Source organism: Pseudomonas sp. GCM10022186, from assembly GCF_042656385.1.
Classification (GTDB): domain Bacteria; phylum Pseudomonadota; class Gammaproteobacteria; order Pseudomonadales; family Pseudomonadaceae; genus Metapseudomonas.
Genome location: NZ_JBHSOU010000002.1, coordinates 16,195 through 40,642, shown reverse-complemented (window position 1 = coordinate 40,642; position 24,448 = coordinate 16,195). Strand labels below are relative to the sequence as shown.

General features: G+C 65.9%; 21 protein-coding genes. 7 read left to right on the top strand and 14 right to left on the bottom strand.

Features of this window, described 5'->3' with window-relative positions:
• Nucleotides 1-43: 43 nt before the first annotated feature.
• Genes ubiB through ubiE form a run of 3 tightly spaced genes read right to left on the bottom strand, consistent with a single transcriptional unit; the run spans nt 44 to nt 3,020 of the window.
• Nucleotides 44-1,636, bottom strand: coding sequence for a ubiquinone biosynthesis regulatory protein kinase UbiB (gene ubiB / locus ACFPU0_RS00950; RefSeq protein WP_377690922.1), 1,593 nt, complete (start codon nt 1,634-1,636; stop codon nt 44-46).
• Nucleotides 1,633-2,250 (bottom strand): ubiquinone biosynthesis accessory factor UbiJ, encoded by a 618-nt coding sequence (locus ACFPU0_RS00945; protein WP_377690921.1) that lies wholly within the window; start codon nt 2,248-2,250, stop codon nt 1,633-1,635. Before ACFPU0_RS00945 ends, ubiB begins: the two co-directional genes overlap by 4 nt.
• Complete coding sequence (gene ubiE / locus ACFPU0_RS00940) at nt 2,250-3,020, bottom strand: bifunctional demethylmenaquinone methyltransferase/2-methoxy-6-polyprenyl-1,4-benzoquinol methylase UbiE (RefSeq protein ID WP_377690920.1); 771 nt, start codon at nt 3,018-3,020, stop codon at nt 2,250-2,252. The genes ACFPU0_RS00945 and ubiE overlap by 1 nt, the downstream gene beginning before the upstream one ends.
• Before the next feature lie 140 nt (nt 3,021-3,160).
• On the opposite strand from ubiE, the gene ACFPU0_RS00935 reads away from it, so the two are divergent.
• The 3 genes from ACFPU0_RS00935 (at nt 3,161) to ACFPU0_RS00925 (ending at nt 4,917) form a co-directional block, all read left to right on the top strand.
• Nucleotides 3,161-3,436 (top strand): polyhydroxyalkanoic acid system family protein, encoded by a 276-nt coding sequence (locus ACFPU0_RS00935; protein WP_377690919.1) that lies wholly within the window; start codon nt 3,161-3,163, stop codon nt 3,434-3,436.
• 229 nt (nt 3,437-3,665) lie between these two features.
• A complete protein-coding gene (locus ACFPU0_RS00930; protein ID WP_377690918.1) occupies nt 3,666-4,097 on the top strand; it encodes a phasin family protein in 432 nt (143 codons plus the stop codon).
• Between the two features lie 10 nt (nt 4,098-4,107).
• A complete protein-coding gene (locus tag ACFPU0_RS00925; protein WP_377690917.1) occupies nt 4,108-4,917 on the top strand; it encodes a phasin family protein in 810 nt (269 codons plus the stop codon).
• Nucleotides 4,918-4,965: 48 nt separating this feature from the next.
• On the opposite strand, the gene ACFPU0_RS00920 is transcribed toward ACFPU0_RS00925, so the two are convergent.
• From ACFPU0_RS00920 to ACFPU0_RS00875, 10 genes are all read right to left on the bottom strand, one after another.
• Nucleotides 4,966-5,580 carry a TetR/AcrR family transcriptional regulator gene (locus ACFPU0_RS00920; protein WP_377690916.1) on the bottom strand — a complete coding sequence of 205 codons (615 nt, stop codon included), beginning with the start codon at nt 5,578-5,580 and terminating at the stop codon, nt 4,966-4,968.
• A 75-nt stretch (nt 5,581-5,655) separates the two neighbouring features.
• Nucleotides 5,656-7,338: a class II poly(R)-hydroxyalkanoic acid synthase gene (gene phaC / locus ACFPU0_RS00915; RefSeq protein WP_377690915.1), complete on the bottom strand. Its 1,683-nt coding sequence runs from the start codon at nt 7,336-7,338 to the stop codon at nt 5,656-5,658.
• Nucleotides 7,339-7,510: 172 nt separating this feature from the next.
• The gene (gene phaZ, locus ACFPU0_RS00910) at nt 7,511-8,368 is read right to left on the bottom strand and encodes a poly(3-hydroxyalkanoate) depolymerase (protein WP_377690914.1); all 858 of its coding nucleotides are present in this window, start codon (nt 8,366-8,368) and stop codon (nt 7,511-7,513) included.
• A gap of 153 nt (nt 8,369-8,521) precedes the next feature.
• Nucleotides 8,522-10,201, bottom strand: coding sequence for a class II poly(R)-hydroxyalkanoic acid synthase (gene phaC, locus ACFPU0_RS00905; RefSeq protein WP_377690913.1), 1,680 nt, complete (start codon nt 10,199-10,201; stop codon nt 8,522-8,524).
• 276 nt (nt 10,202-10,477) lie between these two features.
• Nucleotides 10,478-10,852, bottom strand: a complete 375-nt coding sequence (locus ACFPU0_RS00900; protein ID WP_377690912.1) for a gamma-butyrobetaine hydroxylase-like domain-containing protein — start codon at nt 10,850-10,852, stop codon at nt 10,478-10,480.
• Between the two features lie 89 nt (nt 10,853-10,941).
• On the bottom strand, nt 10,942-12,279 hold the full coding sequence (gene hslU / locus ACFPU0_RS00895) for an HslU--HslV peptidase ATPase subunit (RefSeq protein WP_377690911.1): 1,338 nt from the start codon (nt 12,277-12,279) through the stop codon (nt 10,942-10,944).
• 29 nt (nt 12,280-12,308) lie between these two features.
• Nucleotides 12,309-12,839: an ATP-dependent protease subunit HslV gene (gene hslV, locus ACFPU0_RS00890; protein WP_280284976.1), complete on the bottom strand. Its 531-nt coding sequence runs from the start codon at nt 12,837-12,839 to the stop codon at nt 12,309-12,311.
• Nucleotides 12,840-12,935: 96 nt separating this feature from the next.
• Nucleotides 12,936-13,676 carry an SPOR domain-containing protein gene (locus ACFPU0_RS00885; RefSeq protein ID WP_377690910.1) on the bottom strand — a complete coding sequence of 247 codons (741 nt, stop codon included), beginning with the start codon at nt 13,674-13,676 and terminating at the stop codon, nt 12,936-12,938.
• A gap of 6 nt (nt 13,677-13,682) precedes the next feature.
• Nucleotides 13,683-15,422: an arginine--tRNA ligase gene (gene argS, locus ACFPU0_RS00880; protein WP_377690909.1), complete on the bottom strand. Its 1,740-nt coding sequence runs from the start codon at nt 15,420-15,422 to the stop codon at nt 13,683-13,685.
• Between the two features lie 114 nt (nt 15,423-15,536).
• Nucleotides 15,537-17,759 carry a primosomal protein N' gene (locus ACFPU0_RS00875; protein ID WP_377690908.1) on the bottom strand — a complete coding sequence of 741 codons (2,223 nt, stop codon included), beginning with the start codon at nt 17,757-17,759 and terminating at the stop codon, nt 15,537-15,539.
• 167 nt (nt 17,760-17,926) lie between these two features.
• Here ACFPU0_RS00875 and rpmE point away from each other — a divergent pair, with 167 nt between their 5' ends.
• The 4 genes from rpmE (at nt 17,927) to ACFPU0_RS00855 (ending at nt 21,785) form a co-directional block, all read left to right on the top strand.
• Entirely contained in the window at nt 17,927-18,139 is a 213-nt protein-coding gene (gene rpmE, locus ACFPU0_RS00870; protein ID WP_271409551.1) for a 50S ribosomal protein L31, read from the top strand.
• A 26-nt stretch (nt 18,140-18,165) separates the two neighbouring features.
• Complete coding sequence (locus ACFPU0_RS00865) at nt 18,166-18,966, top strand: thermonuclease family protein (RefSeq protein WP_377690907.1); 801 nt, start codon at nt 18,166-18,168, stop codon at nt 18,964-18,966.
• Complete coding sequence (locus tag ACFPU0_RS00860; RefSeq protein ID WP_377690906.1) at nt 18,963-20,417, top strand: M48 family metalloprotease; 1,455 nt, start codon at nt 18,963-18,965, stop codon at nt 20,415-20,417. The genes ACFPU0_RS00865 and ACFPU0_RS00860 overlap by 4 nt, the downstream gene beginning before the upstream one ends.
• Before the next feature lie 99 nt (nt 20,418-20,516).
• Entirely contained in the window at nt 20,517-21,785 is a 1,269-nt protein-coding gene (locus tag ACFPU0_RS00855) for a malic enzyme-like NAD(P)-binding protein (protein WP_377690905.1), read from the top strand.
• A 56-nt stretch (nt 21,786-21,841) separates the two neighbouring features.
• Here ACFPU0_RS00855 and ACFPU0_RS00850 read toward each other — a convergent pair whose 3' ends face one another.
• Nucleotides 21,842-24,277 (bottom strand): penicillin-binding protein 1A, encoded by a 2,436-nt coding sequence (locus tag ACFPU0_RS00850; protein WP_377690904.1) that lies wholly within the window; start codon nt 24,275-24,277, stop codon nt 21,842-21,844.
• Nucleotides 24,278-24,448 lie beyond the last annotated feature (171 nt).

Sequence of the window (24,448 nt, the reverse complement as noted above, 5' to 3'; positions counted from 1 at the left end):
AGCGCTCAGATCGAAATAGTGTGCCAGCGCCACTGCGGGCTGGCTATCGGCGCAGCACCAGATAGAGACCACCGGCCAGCATCAGCCAGCTCGGCCAGGTTTCGGCCGTGGGCGCCAGGCCCTGGGTGGCGGCACCGGCGACCAGCAGGGCGCCGAGCAGGCGCGCGGGCCAGTGGGCGCCGGCCTGTTTCTCGGCCTTCTGCGGGGCGGCGGCGGGCAGCGCCAGGCGTTCCAAGGTATCGCGGGCCATCTGCGAGAGATGTGGCACCTGCTCGGCCTGTTGCTGCAGGTTGCGCAGCAGCTGCAGGGGGCTGACGCGCTCGCGCATCCAGCGCTCGAGGAAGGGCTGGGCGGTGGTCCAGAGGTCCAGGTCGGGATAGAGCTGGCGGCCGAGCCCTTCGATGTTCAGCAGGGTCTTCTGCAGCAGTACCAGCTGCGGCTGGACTTCCATGTTGAAGCGGCGGGCGGTCTGGAACAGGCGCAGCAGCAGCTGGCCGAAGGAGATGTCCTTCAGGGGTTTCTCGAAGATGGGCTCGCAGACGGTGCGGATGGCCGCTTCGAAATCGTTGACCTTGGTTTCCGGGGGCACCCAGCCCGAATCGATGTGCAACTGGGCCACGCGGCGGTAGTCGCGCTTGAAGAAGGCGATCAGGTTGCGCGCCAGGTAGTCCTGGTCCTCGGGGGTGAGGCTGCCGATGATGCCGCAGTCGATGGCGATGTACTGCGGGTTCCAGGGCTGGCGGGTGGCGACGAAGATGTTGCCCGGGTGCATGTCGGCGTGGAAGAAGCTGTCGCGGAACACCTGGGTGAAGAAGATCTCCACGCCGCGCTCGGCCAGCAGCTTCATGTCGGTGCGCTGGTCGGCGAGGGTGGCCAGGTCGGTCACCGGGATGCCGTAGATGCGCTCCATCACCAGTACCTTCGGGCGGCACCAGTCCCAGTAGACCTGGGGCACGTAGAGCAGCGGCGAGCCGTCGAAGTTGCGCTTGAGCTGGCTGGCGTTGGCCGCCTCGCGCAGCAGGTCGAGTTCGTCGTAGATGGTCTTCTCGTAGTCGTCCACCACCTCCACTGGGCGCAGGCGGCGGGCGTCGGCGGAGACGCGTTCGGCCAGGCGGGCGAGGGTGAACAGCCAGGCGAGGTCCTGGCGGATGATCGGTCGCAGGTTGGGGCGGATCACCTTGACCACCACTTCCTCGCCGCTCTTCAGCTGGGCGGCGTGCACCTGGGCCACCGAGGCCGAGGCGAGCGGTTCGACGTCGAAGCGGGCGAAGACCTCGCTGACCTTGGCGCCGAGCTGATCCTCGATGCGCGCCACGGCCTTTTCCGGGGCGAAGGGCGGTACCCGGTCCTGCAGGCGCGCGAGCTCGTCGGCGATGTCCGGCGGCATCAGGTCCCGGCGGGTGGAGAGCAGCTGGCCGAACTTGATGAAGATCGGGCCCAGGTCTTCCAGGGCCAGGCGCAGGCGCTCGCCGCGGGACAGGGTCAGTTCCCGGCGCGGCAGCCAGCGCCAGGGCAGGGCGTAGCTCAGCGCACGCAGCCACCAGGGCAGCGGCAGTTCGAGCAGCAGGTCATCGAGGCGGTAGCGGATGACGACCTGCTGGATGCGCAGCAGGCGGCGGGCGGCGAGCAGCTTCATGCGTTGGACTTGGTTCTCTGGTTCAGACGCTCGGCGCGGGCCTCGAGACGGTCGAGGGCGAGCTTGAGGCGGTCCAGTTCGGCGAAGCGCGCGTCGGCTTCGCGGCGGCCCACCAGGGTGCGCGACTCTTCGGCCAGGTAGTCGGCGAGGTTCTGCCGCAGGCTGTCCAGGCCTTGCCCGGCCCAGCCTGTGCGGCTCTTCAGGTGGCCGGCGAGCAGCTGGGTGCCCACCGGGCCGAGCCAGCGCGACAGTTCGTATTCCCAGTCCAGTTCCAGGTCCTGGAGGACGGCCGCCAACTCCAGCAATACGGCGCTGTCGCCGTCCAGGGCGACTTCCGGGCCGTGCAGCACGGCGGTCTTCTCCCGGGTTGTGGCCAGTTTCAGCAGGCTGCCGGCCGGTGCGCTCAGGCGGCAGTCGGCGGGGGCGGACCAGTGGGCGGCGAGTTTCAGGCCATCGCCGCCGGGGAGCAGGAACAGCTTCAGCGCCGGGCTCTGGCAGTCGACCTCGATGACGCTGCCTTCCAGGGCGGCCATGCGCGGCAACGCGGTGCTGTCCAGGGACAGCACCCGATTGAGGCCGAGCTCGATGCCGGCGAGCAGCGCCTGGGTCAGCATCAGGGCTTGATGCCGCGGTGCAGGGCGACGATGCCGCCGGTCATGTTGTGGTAGGTGACCCGCTCGAATCCGGCCTCGGCCATCATCGCCTTGAGGGTTTCCTGGTCCGGGTGCATGCGGATCGACTCGGCCAGGTAGCGGTAGCTGTCGGCGTCGTTGGTGATCAGCTTGCCCATCAGCGGCAGCAGGCTGAAGGAGTAGGCGTCGTAGGCCTTGGACAGCAGGCCGCTGGTGGGCTTGGAGAACTCCAGCACCAGCAGGCGGCCACCCGGCTTGAGCACCCGCAGCATGGAGCGCAGGGCGTCCTCCTTGTGGGTGACGTTGCGCAGGCCGAAGGCGATGGTGACCACGTCGAAGTGGTTGTCGGGGAAGGGCAGCTTCTCGGCGTCGGCCTGGACGAAGCTGACGTTGCCGGCCACGCCGCTGTCCAGCAGCTTGTCGCGGCCGACCTTGAGCATGGAAGCATTGATGTCCGCCAGCACCACTTCTCCGGTCATGCCCACCAGGCGCGAGAACTGGCGGGTGAGATCGCCCGTGCCGCCGGCGATGTCCAGCACCCGGTTGCCCGGGCGCACGCCGGACAGCTCGATGGTGAAGCGCTTCCACAGGCGGTGGACGCCGCCGGACATCAGGTCGTTCATCAGGTCGTACTTGGCCGCCACCGAGTGGAACACCTCGGCGACCTTGTCGGCCTTCTGGCTCTCGGGGACCTGCTGGTAACCGAAGTGGGTCGTGGGTTCGGCGTCGTTGCCTTTGCGCGGGTCGTTCATGTCGCTGCCACCGGAATTGAATGGCGGCCATTCTAATGCCGGCGTCCGGCTTTGTCTTGGCAACGGTGGACGCCGGACGCGGCGAGGGCTCGCGGGGGCTGGTATAGTCGCGCGACCAAAGGTCGCAGCAGGAGCAGTCCATGTCCCGTATCCATGTCGAACGTTCGCACACCCTGAGCCACGAGGCCGTGCGTGAGAAGGCCGAGAAGCTGGCCGAACGCCTGGCGCGCGAGTACGACGTGCGTTACCAGTGGCGCGGCGACACCCTGGAGTTCAAGCGCAGCGGTGCCGATGGCCAGATCGAGGTGGGTGCCGACAAGGTGCGTGTGGAGGTCAGGCTGGGCCTGTTGCTGTCGGCCATGGGCGGCATGATCAGGCGCGAGATCGAGAAGGCGCTGGACGAGTACCTGGTGTGATTCGGGGCCAGGCTCGCCGGGAATGATACCTGTGTAGGTTGGCGCCGAGCTTGCGAAGCCCAGCATTTCCGATGCGCCTGCCCTTGTTGGGCCTCGCTGCGCTCGGCACCAACCTACGGTCCGAGCATGACCGCGCCATCGCTAGTATGCGGTTTCTAATTTTCCTCGTTACCTTGCGCTCAAGCCCTGAAAAAGGGCGAGTCATCCAACTTTCCGCGTGAGGTGCGCCATGGCCAAAGTAGCCGTCAAGAAGAAAGTCGAGAAAGTAGAAAGCAAGTCCACCGTCCTCGCTGACGTCAAAGTCTACGCCCGCAAGATCTGGCTCGCCGGCCTGGGGGCCTACGCCAAGGCCGGTGCCGAGGGTGTCGATTACTTCAAGGAGCTGGTGAAGACCGGCGAAGGCGTCGAGAAGCAGGGCAAGAAACTGGTGGACGAGCAGGTCGAGGCCGCCAACAGCCAGTTCGACAGCGTGAAGAGCAGCGTCACCGGCGTGAAGGAAAAGGTCGAGCTGCAGCTCGACAAGATCGAGAAAGCCTTCGACAACCGTGTGGCCAGTGCTCTCAACCGCATCGGTATTCCCTCCCGGCAGGATGTTGAGGCACTCTCTGCTAAGCTTGATGAGCTGAGCGCGTTGCTCGAGCACGTCGCGCGAACCAAATAAGGAGAGCAGGATGGCTGGCAAGAAGAAAACCGATAAAGACACCAACTCCTGGATCGGCGAGATCGAGAAATACTCGCGCCAGATCTGGCTGGCTGGCTTGGGGGCCTACTCGAAGATCAGCAACGACGGCTCCAAGCTGTTCGACACGCTGGTAAAGGATGGCGAGAAGGCCGAGAAGCAGGCCAAGACCGAGGTGGACAAGCAGGTCGAGGCGGTCAAGTCGCGGGTCGACTCCCGCGTGGGTTCGGCCAAATCCAAGGTCGAAGAGGTCAAGGGCAAGGCGATCGGCAAGTGGGGCGAGCTGGAAGAGGCGTTCGACAAACGCCTGAACAGCGCCATTTCCCGTCTCGGCGTGCCCAGCCGCAGTGAGGTGAAGGACCTGCAAGGCAAGGTCGATGCCCTGACCAAGCAGATCGAGAAACTCACCGGTGTGTCGGCCAAGTCGGTCAAGCCTGCGGCCAAGGCTGCCGCCAAACCGGCTGCCAAGGCCGCCGCGAAGCCCGCCGCCAAGGTTGCGGCTGCCAAACCGGCTGCCAAGGCTGCTGCTGCCAAGCCCGCCGCGAAAGCTGCTGCCAAGCCGGCCGCTGCCGCCAAGCCCGCTGCCAAGCCTGCAGCGGCGAAACCCGCCGCCGCGAAGAAACCGGCAGCGAAGAAGCCCGCCGCGCCCAAGGCAGCCAAGCCCGCCGCTCCGGCTGCGAGCCCGACCCCGGCAGCCACTCCGGCCGCCAGTGCCGCTCCGGCTCCGAGCGTTGCGCCGGCCGCACCCGCGGCACCGGCTCCGGCAGCTGCACCGGTCACGCCGCCGTCCAGCCAGTCCTGAGCTTTACCGGCATGACCCAGACGCCCGGCTTCGCCGGGCGTTTGCGTTTCAGGCGTCCAGATAACGCCTGGCCAGGCTCTCCGCGGCGTGCCGCGGGCCGGGGCGCAGGTGCGGCGCGACCAGCATCATCACCTGGTAGACCACCAGGCGGATTTCACCGCCGCTGCCCAGCACCCGCTGGTAGTCGAGGGAAAACAGCAGAGTCAGGGTGATCTGCTCCACCAGTTGGCCGAGGGCTTCGGTATCGCTGACCAACTGGCGCTCCGCCTTGAGGCGGGCCAGCAGGGCGGCCAGGGTACGCTTGAGGTGGTTGAGCCAGCTGCGTATGCCGCGGGCCAGCTTCGGCAGGCGCCCGGCGAGGTTGGACAGGTCCTGGAAGAGGAAGCGGTACTTGGCCAGGCGTTCGACGATCAGGTGCAGGAACAGCCAGTAGTCTTCGGCATCCAGTCGCGCTTCGGCCGGCGGGTCGAGCAGGGGCGCCAGTTCTTCCTGGAAGCGCTCGAACAGCACCATCACCAGCGGCTCCTTGCCGTGGAAGTGGTAGTAGAGGTTACCGGGGCTGATGCCCAGTTCGGTGGCGATTTCCAGGGTGGTGACGTTGGGTTCGCCATTGCGGTTGAACAGATCGAGGGCGCATTCGAGGATGCGGTCGCGGGTCTTCATCCAGGTGTCTTGCCAGGCGTTGCGTAGCGGGTTGATGAGCCGGCCGGGCGCTCGCCCGGCCGGCTCGTGGAGGGTTCAGCGCACGTGCACATAGGTTCCAGGCGCGGCTTCCATCGGCGGATAGTCCTGGTTGCCCAGGGCCATGATGGTTTCCCGTTGCTCGCCGGAACGCTCCTGGACCCAGCCCAGCCACTGCGGCCACCAACTGCCCTGCACGTGCCGGGCATCGTAGTACCAGGCGCGCGGGTCGGAGCTGAGCTTGCCGTTCTCGTAGTAGTTGGCCTTGGGGTTGCCCGGCGGGTTGAGAATGCTCTGGATGTGGCCGCTGTTGGACAGCACGAAGCGGCTGTCGCCACCCAGTAGCAGGGCGGAGCGGTAGACGGCGTCCCAGGGCGTGATGTGATCGTTGATGCCGGCCACGCTGAAACTGTCCACGTTGACCTTCTGCAGGTCGATCGGGGTGCCGCAGATCTCCAGGCCGCCGCTGCGGGTCAGCGGGTTGTGCTTGAAGAAGTCCAGCATGTCGCCGTGCAGCGCAGCGGGCAGGCGGGTGTTGTCGTTGTTCCAGTAGAGGATATCGAAGGCCGGGGGTTCGCGACCCAGCAGGTAGTTGTTGACGAAGTAGTTCCACACCAGGTCGTTGGGGCGCATCCAGGCGAAGACCTTGGCCATGGCCTTGCCGTCCAGCACGCCGGCCTGGTAGGAGCGGCGCTTGGCGGCTTCCAGGGTCTGCTCGTCGGCGAAGAGCGCGGCGGGGCTGTCCACCTGGCTATCCAGCAGGCTGACCAGGTAGGTGGCGCTGCTGACCTTGCGCAGCTGCCGGCGCGCCTGCAGGTGGCCCTGCAGTGCGGCGTTGGTGAGGCCGCCGGCGCAGGCGCCGACCAGGTTGACTTCCTTGCTGCCGGTGATTGCGCGGCAGACCTCGAAGGCTTCCTCCAGGGCTTGCACGTAAGTGGAGAGACCCCACTCGCGGTGGCGCGCATCGGGGTTGCGCCAACTCACCATGAACACCTGCAGGCCGTTCTTCAGGGCGTACTGGACGAAGCTCTTGTCATGGCTGAGGTCGAATATGTAGTACTTGTTGATCTGCGGTGGCACCACCAGCAGCGGGCGCAGGTACTGTTTCTCGCTCATCGGCTTGTACTGGATCAGCTCCAGCAGCTCGTTGCGGAAGACCACTGCGCCGGGGGTGGTGGCCAGGTTGCGGCCGATCTCGAAGGCGTGCTTGCTGACCTGGCTGGGCATGCCGTCGTTGTGCAGCAGGTCGTCCAGCAGGTGGCCGAGGCCCTTGACCAGGCTGAGCCCGCCAGTGTTGAACAGCTCCTTCACCGCAAGCGGGTTGAGCAGGCTGTTGGTGGGCGCCAGTGCGTCGCTCAGCTGGGCCAGGACGAAACGTGCGCGAGCGCGGTCGTCGTCGCTGAGGTCGCTTTCATCGATCCAGGCGCTGAGCTGCCGCTGCCAGGCGAGGTAGACCTGCAGGCCGCGGCGGTAGAAGGGGTTGTGCTGCCAGGAGGGGTCGGCGAAACGGCTGTCCTGCGGGTTGGGCTGGTGCAGGGTGTCGCCGAGCAGGACGCGGCCGACCTGGCCGCCGAAGGCGAGCACGTGTCGTGCGCTGTGCACCGGATGCCGCAGTCCCTGCAGCGCCAGGTTGCGTACCGTGGAAAACAGATCCTTGCCGCGCAGGCCGACGATGGCGCTTTGCGCGTTCATGAAGGCGGCAGGTGCCGGCAAGGTGCCCGGGATTTGTTTTTCTCGCATTGGGGCAGCGCTCCGTATTCGGTCCGTGGTTCAGGAGGTCTACAGCAAGGGTTGTACCATCAGAAGCCCGAAGTGCATTCCAGACTATCGCGGGCAGAATTCAAGTTGATGACACGGCGCACTGGTCTGGTTCGGGCGCCTGGCCTCTGCCCCACATGGGAGCGGCTGCCGTTCAGCCGCTGCGCAGCGGCACTGCCTGGGGGTGGATCACCGCACGTTGTCGCTCCTCGGCGAGGAATTTCATGATGATCGGCGCCACTGTTTCGGCGCGGGTCACGAGAAACAGGTGACCGTCGTCGATCACGTGAAGTTCCGCGTTCGGAATGCGCCAGGCCAGCAGGCGCATGTTCACCAGCGGGATGATCGGGTCGTCGTCGCCGGCCAGTACCAGGGTCGGCTGGCGGATGCGGTGCAACCAGTGGATGCTGGTCCAGCCGAGGCCGGCGAACAGTTGCCAGTAGTAGCCCAGCTTGCCGGAGGAGCGCACTTTGCTGGCGTGGGCCATGGCCAGGCTCGGGTCGCGACGGAAGGCGCCACCATAGATGTCCGGGGCTATGTGGACACCATAGGACGGCTGGATGTAGCGCCGCGGGCTGGCCATGCGCCAGAGCACCTTGGGTTTGCCGGGCACCATCACGGCGCCGGCCGAGGTGGCGGCGAGGATCAGCTTCTTGCAGCGCTCGGGATAATCGTGGGCGAACTGCTGGGCCAGGGCGCCGCCCCAGGACACGCCGATGGCGCTGACCTGGCCGTAGTCCAGGTAGTCCAGCATGCGTGCGGCCAGCTTGGCCAGGCCGCAGAAGCGGTAGGGCATGCTCGGGGTCGAGGAGCCGCCGACACCTGGCACGTCGAAGGCGATCACCTCCAGGTCAGGGTCCAGCGCCTGGACGAAGGGGAATACCAGCTCGAGGTTGGCGCCGATGCCATTGAAGATCAGCAAGGGCGTCATGTGCGACTGGCCGGGTCGCACCGCGGTGCGGATGGTCTGGCCGTCCAGCTCGATGGTTCTGAAGACGAATGGTAGCGGCATGCGCAGGGCCCTATTGTTTTGAAGGCCGGAGGAGGGCCTCCCCGGCCTCCCCGGTATCCGCCAGGCTGAGCCTGGATAGCACCGCCGGTGATTGCCGGCGGTGCGCAAGGCACGTCCTGGTGCCGTGGGCAGTGGTGCGCAGGGCGCAATCTCTCATCGCTCGTGCACGTAGGTGCCGGGCGACGCTTCACCGGCCGGGAAGGCCTTGTTGCCCAGGGTGAATCTGGCTTTTTTCATCTCGCCGGAGCGTTCGGCTATCCACTTCTGCCAGTGCAGCCACCAGGAGTCGGCGTGCTTGGTGGCGTTCTCCAGCCAGACCTTGGGGTCCGCCGGCATATCGCTGCTGGTGGAGAAACGCGCCTTGGGGTTGCCGGGAGGGTTGAGGATGCTCTGGATGTGGCCGCTGTTGGACAGCACGAACTCGCATTTGCCGCCCAGCAGCCGCGCCGAGCGGTAGCAGGCTTCCCAGGGGGTGATGTGGTCGGTGGTGCCGGCCACGCAGTAGAAGTCGGCGGTGACCTGCTTGAGGTCGATGGGCGTGCCGCAGACTTCCAGGGCATTGGGGCGGGTCAGCGGGTTGGTCTTGAACATCTCCACCAGCTCGCCGTGGAGGGCGGCGGGCAGGCGCGTGGTGTCGTTGTTCCAGTAGAGGATGTCGAAGACCGGCGGCTCGTTGCCCAGCAGGTAGTTGTTGACCCAGTAGTTCCAGATGAGGTCGTTGGGGCGCATCCAGGCGAAGACCTTGGCCATGTCCTTGCCCTCCAGCACGCCGGCCTGGTAGGAGCGGCGCTTGGCGGCTTCCAGGGTCTGCTCGTCGGCGAACAGGGCTACCTGGGTGTCGAGGTTGAAGTCGAGGACGCTGACCATCTGGGTGAAGGCGTTGACCTTGTGCTCGCCGATGGCCTTGTAGTGGCCGAGCAGGGCCACGGTGGTGATGCCGCCGGAGCAGGCGCCGAGGACGTTGAGGTCCTTGGCGCCGGTGATCTTCAGGATGACGTCGATGGCCTGCTTGAGGGCGTCGATGTAGGTCGACAGCCCCCATTCGCGCTGGGCCTTGTTCGGGTTGCGCCAGCTGACGATGAAGGTCTGCAGGCCGTTGCGCAGGCAGAAGCGCGCCAGGCTCTTCTCCGGCGACAGGTCGAAGACATAGAACTTGTTGATCTGCGGCGGCACCACCAGCAGCGGGCGCTCGTGCACGCTCTCGGTAATGGGCTTGTACTGGATCAGCTCCAGCACGTCGTTGCGGAACACCACCGCGCCTTCGGTGGTGGCGAGGTTCTTGCCGACCTCGAAGGCGGACATGTTCACCTGGCTGGGCATACCGCCATTGTTGACCAGGTCCTTGGCCAGGTGGGAGAGGCCGTCAAGCAGGCTCTTGCCGCCGGTTTCGAAGAAGCGCTTGACCGCAGCCGGGTTGGCCATGCTGTTGGTGGGCGCCATGGCTTCGGTCATCAGGTTGATGACGAAGTGGCCGCGGCTGGTGTCCTGTGCCGAGAGGTTGCTCTCTTCGATCCACTTGTGCAGCTCCTTGCGCCAGGCCAGGTAGGTCTGCAGGTAGCGTTTGTACAGCGGGTTCTGGCTCCAGGCCGGGTCGTTGAAGCGGCGGTCGTCGGATTCGGGCTGCAGGCCGGACTTGCCGAGCAGTACGTCCTTCAGTTCAAGGCTGAAATGGGCGACGTGTTTTGCACTGTGGAAAGGTTGCTTGATGGCTTGCAACAGCACCATCCGCGCTGAAGACAGCAGGTCCTTGCCGCGGATCCCTATCACCGGGTTGAGGTTCAGGGTGTTGTCCGAAGCCTGGTACTGCAGGTCTTCATTGTTCTTGTTGCTCATCTACGACGCTCCATTGTCCTGAGTCGAACAGCGCCCTGGCACAACAGTGCGCTGACTCGCTCGGGTTACCGGGAAGGCGAAGCGAACTTCGCGTATTTCTCTGTATCTGGCGATGCCAAATGCATGGACCCTGCCAGAACTTGGTTACTCGAGTTTGTCAGTTTGCGCAAGTTGGTCGCAGAGAGTTCGCTGCAGCGGGAGTATGTCGCGCGGGTTTAGAAAAAGCGCCCTAACCTCGGGCGGTGCGAGCCGGAATGGGGCGCGCCCCGCACTTTTTCAGAGCATCAGCTTGACCACCGACTCGTCGGGGTCGCGGGAACGGCCGGCGGCCGCCAGCTCCTGCAGGTAGTCGCTCCACAGCTCCTCCTGATGCGTGGCGAGCTGATAGAGGTAGTCCCAGGTGAAGAGACCGCTGTCGTGGCCGTCGTCGAAGATCAATTTCAGGGCATAGTTGCCGGCGGGCTCGAGGCGGGTCAGGCCGACCCTGAGCTTGCCGTACTGGAGGATGGGCTTGCCGTGGCCCTGCACCTCCGCGGAGGGGGAGTGCACGCGCAGGAATTCGGCACTGAGCTGATAGCGCTCGTCCGGGCCGTATTCCAGCTCCAGGGTCCTGGAGGCCTTGTGCAGTTTGATGGCGGTGGGGATGCGCATGGTCGTAAAGGCCGAATTGAGGCTGGAGGCTCTAGGCTGAACGCGGATCGACTTTTCGTCCAGCCTCCAGCCTCCAGCGGCTCGCGCTCTTAGAGGATGTAGCGCGACAGGTCCTCGTCCTGGGCCAGTTCGGCGAGGTGGCCGTTGACGTAGGCGGCGTCGATGCGGATCGGCTTCTCGTCATGCTGCGCGGCCAGGTCGCCGGCGCTGAAGGAGACCTCCTCCAGCAGGCGTTCGAGCAGGGTATGCAGGCGGCGGGCACCGATGTTCTCGGTCTTCTCGTTGACCTGCCAGGCGATCTCGGCCAGTCGCTTGATGCCGTCCTGGGCGAACTCGATGTTCAGGCCTTCGACCTTCAGCAGGGCGCTGTACTGCTCGGTCAGCGAAGCGTGGGGCTCGGTAAGGATGCGCTCGAAGTCCTCGGGGGAGAGAGCTTTCAACTCGACGCGGATCGGCAGGCGGCCCTGCAGCTCCGGCACCAGATCGCTGGGCTTGGACAGGTGGAAGGCGCCGGATGCGATGAACAGGATGTGGTCGGTCTTCACCATGCCCAGCTTGGTGTTCACGGTGCAGCCCTCGATCAGCGGCAGCAGGTCGCGCTGCACGCCCTCGCGGGACACATCGGCGCCGCCGACGTTGCCGCGCTTGGCGATCTTGTCGATCTCGTCGATGAAGACGATGCCGTTCTGCTCCACGGCTTCCAGGGCAGCGGCCTTGAGGTCTTCCTCGTTGACCAGGCGTGCGGCCTCTTCGTCGCGCACCAGCTTGAGGGCTTCCTTGACCTTCAGCTTGCGGGTCTTGCGCTTGCCCTTGCCGAGGTTGGAGAAGAGGTTCTGCAACTGGTTGGTCATTTCCTCCATGCCGGGCGGGGCCATGATTTCCACGCCGGCCGGGGATTCGGCCACTTCGATGTCGATTTCCTTGTCGTCCAGCTGGCCTTCGCGCAGGCGCTTGCGGAACAGCTGGCGGGTGTTGGAATCCTCGCGCGGCTGCTCGTCGCCGAAGCCGGTGCGGGCGGGGGGCAGCAGGGCATCGAGGATGCGTTCCTCGGCGGCATCTTCGGCGCGGTAGCGCACCTTGTGCATCTCCTGCTCGCGCATCATCTTCACGGCGGCATCGGCCAGGTCGCGGATGATGGATTCGACGTCACGGCCGACATAGCCCACTTCGGTGAACTTGGTGGCTTCCACCTTGATGAAGGGAGCGTTGGCCAGCTTGGCCAGGCGACGGGCGATTTCGGTCTTGCCGACGCCGGTCGGACCGATCATCAGGATGTTCTTCGGCGTCACCTCGGCGCGCAGCTCGGCGGGCAGCTGCATGCGCCGCCAGCGGTTGCGCAGGGCGATGGCGACGGCGCGCTTGGCGTCGTCCTGGCCAACGATGTGGCGGTTGAGTTCGTGGACGATTTCGCGGGGCGTCATGGACATGAAAAGTGCTCCAATGCGGGACGGCGGCCTCACTCGGCGCTGTCCAGCTCCTCGATGGTCAGGTTCTGGTTGGTGAACACGCAGATGGAGCCGGCGATGTTCAGGGCGGTCTCGGTCACTTCGCGGGCGGACAGCTCGGTGTGCTGCAGCAGTGCCAGGGCGGCGGCCTGGGCGAAACCGCCGCCGGAGCCCATGGCGATCAGGCCGTGCTCGGGTTCGACCACGTCGCCGTTGCCGGTGATGATCAGCGAGGCATCCTTGTTGGCTACCGCGAGCATGGCTTCCAGGCGGCTCAGGGAGCGGTCGGTACGCCAGTCCTTGGCCAGTTCGACGGCGGCACGGACGAGATGGCCCTGGTGTTTTTCCAGCTGGCCTTCGAAGCGTTCGAACAGGGTGAAGGCGTCGGCGGTGGCACCGGCGAAGCCGGCAAGGACCTGGCCGTGGTAGAGACGACGGACCTTGCGGGCGTTGCTCTTCATGACGGTATTGCCGAGGGAAACCTGGCCGTCGCCGCCCATGACGACTTTGCCATTGCGGCGGACTGAAACGATGGTGGTCAAGGGGAGAGTCTCCACGCAGCGGGGCGGAATGCCCGAATGGAAACTCAGATGGGGGGCCTTGCCCAGCTTTTCAACTGCACAAGGCCTGCCAGCGGCTCAACGGCTCTGCCGCTGCTGTAACAGCAGGTTGCTGAAGCCGCTGCCTGCCAGCTGCTTCTGCGCCGAGGCGAGCTGCTCGCGGTTGGCGAAGGGGCCGACCAGTACGCGATACCAGGTTTCTTCGCGGACGGTGCCGGATTCCACCTGGACGTTCTGTCCGAGCAGGATGATCTGCGCACGCACGCGGTCGGCGTCGTCGCGCTTGCGGAAGGAGCCGGCCTGGAGGAAGAACTGGTTGGTGACCGGTGCCTTGGCGACCACCGGCGGCGGAGGCGGCGTCTCGCCATTGAGGGCGGCTTGCGCTCGCGCGGCGTCGATCTTCGCGGCTTCCTCCGGGGTGACCGGTTTCTGCTGCGGGGGCGGAGGCGGGGGCGCCTTGGGCACGGCTTCGGGAGGCACTATGACTTCCGATTCCGGCAGCAGGGTGTAGAAGTCGTACTTCGGCTTCACCGGCTCCTGGGATGAGGGCGTGGGCTTGGCCTGGGGCTGGGCCTTGCCGGCGCTGTCGGTCTCATTGGCGGCCTTGCCGCTGCTGGCGCCGCCAGCGGTGCCGGCTGCGGCCTGCTCGGGTTTGGCGCGGCGGACTTCGTCGCGGCCGGGCTCGAGCTTGTTCAGGAACATCACGAAGCCACCGATGACCAGGCCGATGGCCAGCCAGACCCAGCCGGGCACCGGTTTCTTGGCCGGCGCCTGGTAGCGGCTGGCCCCGCGCTTGGGTGCAGGTTTCTTTTTCGCCATAGTCCGTTACATGCGTTCCAGGGTTTGCAGGCCAAGCAGTTCCAGGCCCTGCTTGAGGGTGCGGCCGGTCAGCGCGGCGAGGCGCAGGCGGCTTTGCTGGGTGGCCGGGTCCTCGGCGGTGAGAATCGGGCAGTTCTCGTAGAAGCTGGAGAACAGGCCGGCCAGGTCATAGAGGTAGGCACAGAGGATGTGCGGCACGCCCTTCTCGGCGACATTGCCCAGGGTGTCGGCGAACTGCGCCAGCTTGGCGGCCAGGGCCTGTTCCTGCTCGGCCACCAGTTGGATCTGCCCGTCCACTTCGCTGAAGTCCTTGCCCAGCTTGCGGAACACGCTGGCCACACGGGTGTAGGCGTAGAGCAGATAGGGCGCGGTGTTGCCCTCGAAGCTCAGCATCAGTTCGAAGTTGAAGCTGTAGTCGCTGGTGCGGTGCTTGGACAGGTCGGCGTACTTCACCGCGCCGATGCCCACGGCACGGGCGATCCGGCGCAGCTCGGCCTCGTCCAGTTCGGGGTTCTTGGCCTTGACCAGCTCGTAGGCGCGCTGCTCGGCTTCGTCCAGCAGGTCGACCAGCTTCACGGTGCCGCCGTCGCGGGTCTTGAAGGGGCGGCCGTCGGCGCCGTTCATGGTGCCGAAGCCCATGTGTTCCATCTCGAAGTCGTTGGGCACGAAACCGGCCAGCCGGGCGCAGGCGAAGACCATCTGGAAGTGCAGGGCCTGGCGCTGGTCGACGAAATACAGCGCGCGGTCGGCCTTGAGCACACCGCTGCGGTAGCGGGTGGCGGCGAGGTCGGTGGTGGCGTAGAGGTAGCCGCCACCGGCCTTCTGCACGATCAGCGGCAGCGGGTTGCCTTCGGCATTCTTGAACTCGTCCATGAACACGCAGAGGGCACCGTCGCTCTCGGTGAGCAGGCCCTTGGCGCGCAGGTCCGCGACCACCTGGGGCAGGTCGTCGTTGTAGGCGCTCTCGCCCTTCACGTCGGCCATGCTGAGCTTCACGCCCAGGCGGTCGTAGACGGCCTGGCAGTGGCTCAGGGAAATGTCGTTGAAGCGGTTCCACAGGCTCAGGCAATCCGGGTCGCCGGCCTGCAGCTTGACCACCAGTTCGCGGGCGCGGTCGGCGAACTCGGGGGATTCGTCGAAGCGCTTCTTGGCGGCGCGGTAGAAGGATTCCAGGTCCGACAGCTCGGCATCGCTGCCCACCGGCTGCTCCTGCATGTAGGCCAGCAGCATGCCGAACTGGGTGCCCCAGTCGCCGACGTGGTTCTGGCGGATCACGGTGTCGCCGAGGAACTCGAGGACCCGCGCCACGCCGTCACCGATGATGGTGGAACGCAGGTGGCCGACGTGCATTTCCTTGGCCAGGTTCGGCGCCGACAGGTCGATGACCACGCGCTGCTGCGGGCCGTTCTTGCGTACGCCGAGATGAGCGTCGGCCAGGGCGGCTTCCAGGCGCTGGGCCAGGGCCTGGGTGTTCTGGAAGAAGTTGAGGAAGCCGGGGCCGGCGATCTCCACCTTGGCCACCTGATCGTCCTGGGGCAGGGCTGCGATGAGCTTCTCGGCCAGGTCGCGCGGCTTCATGCCGGCGGGCTTGGCCAGCATCATGGCGATGTTGCTGGCGAAGTCGCCGTGGCTCTTGTCCTTGGTGTTCTCCACCTGGATGGCCGGGCTGAGGCCCTCGGGCAGCACGCCCTCGCTGGCGAGACGGGTCAGGGCTTGCTGGATCAGGTGGCGAATGGTGTCTTTCATCTTCTGCTCTTCCGGCCGCCCCGCAGAGGGCTGGCGCTGGTTGAAAACTGTGCATTATCGGCGGCCTGCGGCTGCAGCTTCAAGTTTTAAGCGGTGGATGGTCGGAAGCTCCACCTAAAACAGATCGATGGGGTCGATATCCAGCGACCAGCGCACCGCGCGGCCTCCGGGCAACTGTTCCAGGGCCTGGCTCCAGGGTGTCAGCAGGCGGTGCAGCGGCGCCCGGGCGCTGGCCTGCAGCAACAACTGCGCACGGTAACGGCCGGCGCGGCGTTCCATGGGGGCGGGCACCGGGCCCAGCAGTTCGACTCCGTCGACGCCCATTTCGGCCAACTGCTGCTCGGCTTCGGCGCAGGCGCTGTCGAGGAATGCCTCCGCCTGGCCCGGCTTGTGGGCCTCGGCGCGCAGCAGGGCGAGGTGGGCGAAGGGCGGCAGGCCGGCGGCGCGGCGCTCGGAGAGGGCCTGTTCGGCAAAGGCGAAGTAGCCCTGTTCGGTGAGCTGCACCAGCAACGGGTGCTCGGCGAGATGGGTCTGGATGATCACCCGGCCCGGTTCCTCGGCGCGTCCGGCGCGCCCGGCGACCTGGACGATGAGCTGGGCCATGCGTTCGCTGGCGCGGAAGTCGGCGGAGAACAGGCCGCCATCGGCATCGAGGATGGCCACCAGGGTGACCCGCGGGAAGTGGTGCCCCTTGGCGAGCATCTGGGTGCCCACCAGGATGCAGGGCTCGCCGCGCTGGATGGTGGCGAACAGCTTGTCTATGGCGTCCTTGCGCGAGGTGCTGTCGCGATCGATGCGCAGTACCTGCGTCTTCGGGAAGAGGATCGCCAGGCGCTCTTCGGCGCGCTCGGTGCCGGCGCCCACGGGGCGCAGGTCGACCCGTCCGCAATCGGGGCAGCAGGCCGGCTGGCGCTGGGTGTGGCCGCAGTGGTGGCAACGCAGTTCGTTGTAGCGCTGGTGCAGGGTCATGCGCGCGTCGCAGCGCGGGCACTGGCTGATCCAGCCGCAGTCGTGACACAGCAGGGTCGGCGCGAAGCCGCGGCGGTTGAGGAACACCAGTACCTGCTGGCCGGAGGCCAGGGTCTGGGCGATGGCCTGCTGCAGTGGCATGGATATACCGGAGTCCAGCGGCAGGCTTTTCACATCCAGCCGCAGGAAGCGTGGCTGCCGGGCGCCGCCGGCGCGCTGGGTCAGGCGCAGCAGGCCGTAGCGGCCGGCATGGGCGTTCTGCAGGCTTTCCAGGGAGGGCGTGGCCGAGCCCAGCAGGATCGGGATGTTCTCCTGGCGGGCGCGTACCAGGGCCAGGTCGCGGGCGTGGTAGCGCAGGCCTTCCTGCTGTTTATAGGAGGCGTCGTGCTCTTCGTCGATGATGATCAGGCCGGGATTCTTCAGCGGGGTGAAGAGTGCCGAGCGGGTGCCGATGACGATGTCGGCCTCGCCATCGCGGGCGGCCAGCCAGGCATCCAGGCGGTCGCGATCGTTCACCGCCGAGTGCAGCAGGGCGATCCGTGCGTTGAAGCGGCGGGAGAAACGCTCCAGGGTCTGGGGGCCGAGGTTGATCTCGGGGATCAGTACCAGGGCCTGCTTGCCGGCCTCGAGGGTCTGGCGGATCAGCTGCAGGTAGACCTCGGTCTTGCCGCTGCCGGTGACGCCGGCCAGGAGCAGGGCGTTGAAACCGCCGAAGGACGCGTGCACCGCATCGAAGGCTGCGCGCTGTTCCGGGTTCAGCGGTAGCTCCGGCTGGGCCAGCAGCGGGCCGTGGCGCTGGCTGGATACCTGGCGGCGCACCTCGATCCGGGCCAGGCCCTTGTCCAGGAGAATGTCGAGGCTGTCCTTGTTCAGTTGCAACTGGCCGAGGAGCTGGTGGGGCACGCCATGGGGATGCTGCGCCAGGGTGGCCAGGGCCTGGCGCTGGCGCGGGGCGCGGGCCAGGCGCGGGTCGTCGAGGCTGGCGCCAGGGGCGGCGTGCCAGTAACGCTCCTGCCGCGCCTCTGCCGGCTCGCCCTGACGCAGCAGCACCGGCAGGGCCCAGCTCAGGGTATCGCCCAGGCTGTGCTGGTAGTACTGCGCCGTCCACAGGCACAGCTTGAACAGCGTGGGTGGCAGCGGTGGACGGCTGTCCAGCAGCTCCAGGGCGGGCTTGAGTTTGTCCGCCGGCACCTCGCTGCGGTCGGCCAGCTCCACCAGTACGCCGATGATCTCGCGGCGGCCGAAGGGTACCCGCAGGCGCACCCCTGGCTGCAGCGCGGCGCGGGGTACGCCAGCCGGTGCGCGGTAGTCGAACAGGCGGCGCAGGGGCGAGGGCAGGGCGAGGCGCAGGATGGGGGCGTCGGGCACGCTGGCGATCCCTTCGGAAAAGGCGCGATCTTAGCATGCCGCCGCGCGACAGCCGGCGCGGCCGGCGGGTTGCAACGCCCCATCACTCTGGTATCATCCGCCGCCTGTTTCCGTGCGGTGCTCGACATAGGGTCGGGTGGCGGCACGCCAGACCTGAGGATCATGCAATGAAACCGGAAATCCATCCCGAGTACGTCGCGATCGAAGCTACCTGCAGCTGCGGCAACGTCATCAAGACCCGCTCCACCCTCGGCAAGAACATCAGCCTCGACGTGTGCTCCGAGTGCCACCCGTTCTACACCGGCAAGCAGAAGGTCCTGGACACCGGCGGCCGTATCGATCGCTTCAAGCAGCGTTTCGGCGTGTTCGGCTCCAAGTAAGAGCCCGAACGGCCCGGGAAGGCCAAATGGCCAGGTCCCCGCTGACAAGAAAGGCGCCTCCAGCAGGCGCCTTTTTCTTTTTTCTGGTCCTGAGTTTCTCCCTTCAGGCCGCCTGCCCGGTTCCGGGTGATCTTCCTGCCTTCAAGGTCCGAAACGTCGTCGACGGCGACACATTGCGTCTGGTCGATGGCCGAAGCGTTCGCCTGATCGGTCTGAATGCGCCCGAGCTTGCACGCAAGGGCCGGTCGGCCGAACCCTACGCCGTGGCGGCGCGTCAGCGCCTCCAGCAACTGGTGCAGTCCAGTGGCGGGCGTGTCGGGTTGCGACCCGGCCGCGAGCCTAAGGACAGGTACGGCCGCACCCTGGCGCATCTCTACGACGATCGCGGGCGCAATCTGGAAGAGGCCCTGCTTGCCGACGGCCTGGGGTTTCACGTCGTCATCGCGCCCAACGCCGCCCTGGGCGACTGCCATGCAGCCGCCGAGCGCGAGGCCCGGCGGGCCGGTCGCGGTCTCTGGGGCAGGCCGCCCCAGCGGGCGCCCTGGCAGTTGCGCCAGGCCGGTTTCGCGCTGGTGCAGGGGCGGGTGACCCGGGTCGAGCGCAATCGCGGTGGGCTCTGGTTGCAGCTGGACGGGCCGCTGGTGCTGCGGGTCGAGCCGAAACGGCTGCGCCAGTTCGATGCCGCCTTCCTGGAGCGCCTGGTGGGGCGGCGCGTGGAGGCTCGGGGCTGGGTGATTGACCGCGCGCAAGGGCGCGGCGTAAATACTGGGAAATCCCGCTGGATGCTCCCGCTGACCCATCACGCAATGCTCGAGGTACTTCGATGAAATGGTCCGCGCTCAGTCTGGCGCTGCTGCTGGCGCCTTCCCTGCTGGCCGGTTGCGCGGTCAATCCGGCCACCGGGCGCACCAACTTCGTGATGATGAGCGAAAAGCAGGAGCTCGATCTTGGTCGCCGCTACAACCAGGAGATCGCCAAGCAGAATCCGCGCTACGCGGACGAGAAGCTCCAGGCCTATGTCCAGCAGGTGGGGCAGCGGGTCGCCATTCATAGCCATCGCAGCAATATCCCCTACCAGTTCACCGTGGTGGATTCGCCGGACATCAATGCCTTCGCCCTGCCGGGCGGCTACATCTATATCCACCGCGGCCTGCTGGCCTACCTGAATTCCGAGGCCGAACTCGCCGCGGTGCTGGGGCACGAAGTGGGGCATGTCACCGCGCGCCACAGCGTGCAGCAGCAGAGCCAGTCCACTGCCTGGAACATCCTCGGCCAGGCGGTGGCCATCGGCACCGGTGTCGGCGCCGCCGGAGACCTGACCAATGTGCTGGGAACCGCCTTCGTGCGCGGCTACGGTCGCGACATGGAGCTGGAGGCCGACGGCCTGGGTGCCCAATACCTGGAGCGCAGCGGCTACGACCCGCAGGCCATGATCGAGGTGGTCAAGGTGCTGAAGAACCAGGAAGATTTCGCCCGCGACCAGGCCCGGCGCAAAGGGCAGGCGGAGCCGCCTTCGGGTTATCACGGCCTGTTCGATACCCACCCGGACAATGACCGCCGCCTGCAGCAGGTGGTCGGTCCGGCCAAGGCCCTGGCCGGCGGCAATCAGGTGGTCAATCGGGAAGCCTTTCTCAAGCATCTGGAGGGCCTGCCCTTTGGCGATTCGGCGGAAACCGGCGTGCGTCGCGGCCAGGATTTCTACCATGCCGGGCTGGATTTCACCCTGCATTTCCCGGATGGCTGGGGCCTGGTCAACCGCCCCGACGCGGTGATCATCCACAGCGCCGACCAGCAGGCCTTTATCGCCATGAGCCTGGACGGGCGCAAGCCCGACCTCGCCCCGGCGGACTATCTGCGCAAGAAGGCCGGCGGGCAGCGCCTGGCCATGGAGGAATCGCTGCAGCAGGCCGGTCTGCAAGGCGCCACCGCCGTGCTGCCCGGAGCTCCGGCACGGCGCATTGCGGTGCTCTACAAGGACGACAAGGCCTACCTTTTCGTCGGAGCGATCCGCAATCGTGCGTCCCTGGAAACCCAGGACAATAATTTCCTTGCTGTGATCAGAAGTTTCCGCCCCATGAAGAAGGAAGAGCAGGCGCTGGCCCAGCCGCTGCGCCTGCATCTGGTCCAGACGAAGCCCGGCCAGACCGTCGCCAGCCTGGCGCGGGAGAGCAAATTACCGGGGTCCCAATCTGATCTGGAAAATCGTATCCGATTACTGAATAATTTGTATCCAATCGGCGAGCCGAAGCCAGGAGATTGGCTTAAAGTCGTACGTTAGAGGGGTTGACGCCGGGTGACTGAACGGTCTTGTTAGCCCCCGGCATCTTGCGTATGCTCGCCCGTCACGTCTGTCACAAGCAAAAGCGGAAATGCCAAAATGTCTGATCTGAAAACGGCCGCTCTCGAATACCATGCCCAACCCCGCCCCGGGAAACTCAGCGTCGAGCTGACCAAGCCGACCGCCACCGCCCGCGACCTGTCGCTGGCCTACAGCCCGGGCGTCGCCGAGCCGGTACGCGAAATCGCGCGTGATCCTGAACTGGCCTTCAAGTACACCGGCAAGGGCAACCTGGTAGCGGTAATTTCCGACGGCACCGCGATCCTCGGCCTGGGCAACCTCGGCCCGCTGGCCTCCAAGCCGGTAATGGAAGGCAAGGGCGTGCTGTTCAAGCGCTTCGCCGGCATCGACGTATTCGACATCGAAGTGGACGCTGAAAGCCCGCAGGCCTTCATCGACACCGTCAAGCGCATTTCCATCACCTTCGGCGGCATCAACCTCGAAGACATCAAGGCGCCCGAGTGCTTCGAGATCGAACGCACCCTGATCGAGCAGTGCGATATCCCGGTATTCCACGATGACCAGCACGGTACCGCCATCGTGACCGCCGCCGGCATGCTCAACGCCCTGGAAATCTCCGGCAAGACCCTGGCCGAAGCCCGGATCGTCTGCCTCGGCGCCGGCGCTGCCGCCATCTCCTGCATGAAGCTGCTGGTGAGCATGGGTGCCAAGGTCGAGAACATCTTCATGATCGATCGCAAGGGCGTGATCCACGCCGGCCGCGACGACCTGAACCAGTACAAGGCCGTTTTCGCCCACGAGACCGACAAGCGCACTCTGTCCGAAGCCCTGGATGGCGCCGATGTGTTCGTCGGCCTGTCCGGTGCCAACCTGCTGAGCGCGGAAGACCTCAAGCGCATGGCGCCCAACCCGATCGTCTTCGCCTGCTCCAACCCGGATCCGGAAATCGAGCCGGAACTGGCCCATGCGACCCGCAACGACGTGATCATGGCCACCGGTCGCTCCGACTATCCGAACCAGGTCAACAACGTGCTGGGCTTCCCCTTCATCTTCCGCGGCGCCCTGGACGTACGCGCCACCCGCATCAACGAAGAGATGAAGATCGCTGCGGCCATCGCCCTGCGCGACCTGGCCAAGCTGCCGGTACCGAAGGATGTCTGCGACGCCTACGGCGTGGACTCCCTGGAGTTCGGCCGTGAGTACATCATTCCGAAACCGATGGACAAGCGCCTGATCACCGTCGTATCCGATGCCGTGGCCAAGGCCGCCATCGAGTCCGGCGTGGCGACCCTGCCCTATCCGAAGCACTATCCGCTGACGTCGGTGGATGAGGTGTTCAACGGCTAAGCCGAGCTCCAATAAAAAGCCCCGCAACGCGGGGCTTTTTATTGGGCGCCTGTTCCTCAGAACAGGTCGATGGGGGCCGTCTCGTCGGCTGGTAGCGGGCTGCCGGGGATGGCCAGGCCGGGCTCGAATTCGCTCATGGGCGGCGGCGTGTCTTCGCTCTTGAACAGCTCGAAGAAGGCATCCGGCGTTCCCGGGCTGGCTGCCCGGCCGCTGAGCGGGTCGATGCGCAGGGTCAGCAGGCCGGCGGGTTCCGGCTGGACATGGGCTGGCCTGTCCTTCAGTGCGGCGCTCATGTAGTTCATCCAGATCGGCAGTGCCACGGTGCCGCCGTATTCGTGGCGGCCCAGGCTTTCCGGCTGGTCGAAGCCGACCCAGACAGTGGTGACGTAGTCGGCGTTGTAGCCGGAGAACCAGCTGTCCTTGGACTCGTTGGTGGTCCCGGTCTTGCCGGCGATGTCGCTACGGCCCATGGACATGGCGCGTCGGCCGGTGCCGCGCTTGATCACATCCTGCAGCATGCTGTTGAGGATGTAGGTGGTGCGTGGGTCGAGGATGCGCTCGGCAGTGGCGGGGGAATGCCCCTGGGGTGCCGAAGCATCGGTCGAGGCGAGCAGGGTATCCGGAGCCGCGCTGGTATGCGCGACCTCGTCGGGCTGGGGCTCGCCCTCGGGGACTCGCGGCGGGTTGGCCGTGAACAGGATCCTGCCGTCACGGCTTTCGATGCGCTCGATCAGGTAGGGCTGCACCTTGTAGCCGCCGTTGGCGAAGGTGCTCCAGCCGCCGGCGATCTCCAGCGGGGTGAGGTTGGCGGTGCCCAGGGCCAGGGACAGGTTGCGCGGCAGGTCGTCCTTGTTGAAGCCGAAGCGGCTGACGTAGTTCAGCGCATAGTCGATGCCAATGGCCTGGAGCACGCGGATCGACACCAGGTTGCGCGACTTGTACAGGGCCTCCCGCAGGCGGATGGGGCCGAGGAAGGTGTTGTTGTCGTTCTTCGGTCGCCAGGCTTCTTCCATGCCGGCTTCCTGGAAGACGATGGGGGCGTCGTTGACCAGGCTGGCGGCAGTGAAGCCGTTGTCCAGTGCGGCGGCATAAAGGAAGGGCTTGAAGCTGGAGCCCGGTTGGCGCTTGGCCTGGGCGGCCCGGTTGTAGTTGCTCTGCTCGAAGGAGAAGCCGCCTACCAGGGCACGGATCGCACCGTTGTTCGGATCCAGGGAGACCAGGGCGCTCTGCGCGGCCGGGAGCTGGACGAAGCGCAGGCTGCCGTCGGCCTGGCGCTGCACGCGGATCAGGTCGCCGACCTGGGCGACGTCCGCGGGTCGTTGCGGGCGTGGGCCGAGGCTGTTGGTGTTGAGGAAGGGGCGGGCCCATTTCATGCTGTCCCAGCTCACGGCTTCCTCCTGGCCGCTGCGGGTCAGGACCAGGATGCCGCTCTTCTCGACCTGGGTGACGATGGCCGGATCCAGGCCGCCCAGGGATTTCTGCTTGGCCAGTTCCTGGAGCCAGGACTCCTTGGTCATGCCGGGCAGTCGGGTTTCCGGGCCGCGGTAGCCGTGGCGCTCGTCGTAGTCGATCAGGCCCTCGCGCAGGGCGCTGTTGGCCGCTTCCTGCAGATCGCTGGGCACCGTGGTGGTCACGCGGAAGCCTTCGGTGTAGGCGTCGCTACCGTAGCGGCCGACCATTTCGGCGCGGGCCATCTCGGCGATGTACGGGGCGGCCAGTTCCGGGGTGGGGACGTGGTAGCTGGCGTCGATCGGTTCGTCGATGGCCTGCTGGTAGCGGGCTTCGTCGATGCGACCCAGCTTGTACATGCGGCCGAGGATCCAGTCGCGGCGCTCCTTGCTGCGGGTGGGGTTGACCAGCGGGTTGAAGCGCGAGGGGGCCTTGGGCAGGCCGGCGATCATGGCCATCTGCGCCAGGCTGAGCTCGCGGATGGACTTGCCGTAGTAGACCTGGGCGGCGGCCTCGATGCCGTAAGCGCGGTTACCGAGGTAGATCTTGTTCACATAAAGTTCAAGAATCTCGTCTTTGCTGAGTTCCCGTTCAATTTGCAGGGCCAGCAATATTTCATTGATCTTGCGGGAGAAACTTCTTTCGCTGGTAAGGAAGTAGTTCTTCGCCACCTGCATGGTGATGGTGCTACCGCCCGTCTGGATGTGGCCGGTCTTCAATAATTGCGTGGCAGCGCGCATCAGGCTGGCCACGTCGACGCCATAATGGTTGGCGAAATTGTCATCCTCGGCGGCCAGCAGTGCCTGGATGAAGTCCGGCGGGATGTCGGCGAAGCGCACCGGGGAGCGGCGCATCTCGCCGAATTCGGCGATCAGCTTGCCATCACCGCTGTAGACGCGCAGGGGGATCTGCAGCTGGATCCGGCGTAGCGAATCGACCGACGGAAGGCTGGGGCTAAGATAGAGGTAGGCACCGCTGAAACTGAGCAACAGGCCACAGAAAACGGCGACGAAAGACCACCCGAAGAACTTCAACAGACGCATCAAGGCTTGTGGATTTCCAGGCAAAAGAATGAGTTGAGCGGAAGGCAATGATAAAAGACAAAAAACCGATCACATTATAAGCGTTTTTTTTCCGGGGGAGCCATTTGCGCTTCTGTCAAGACTGCTATTTAATGTGAAAAAACATAAATCGTCCGTAAGTCTCGGACGCTG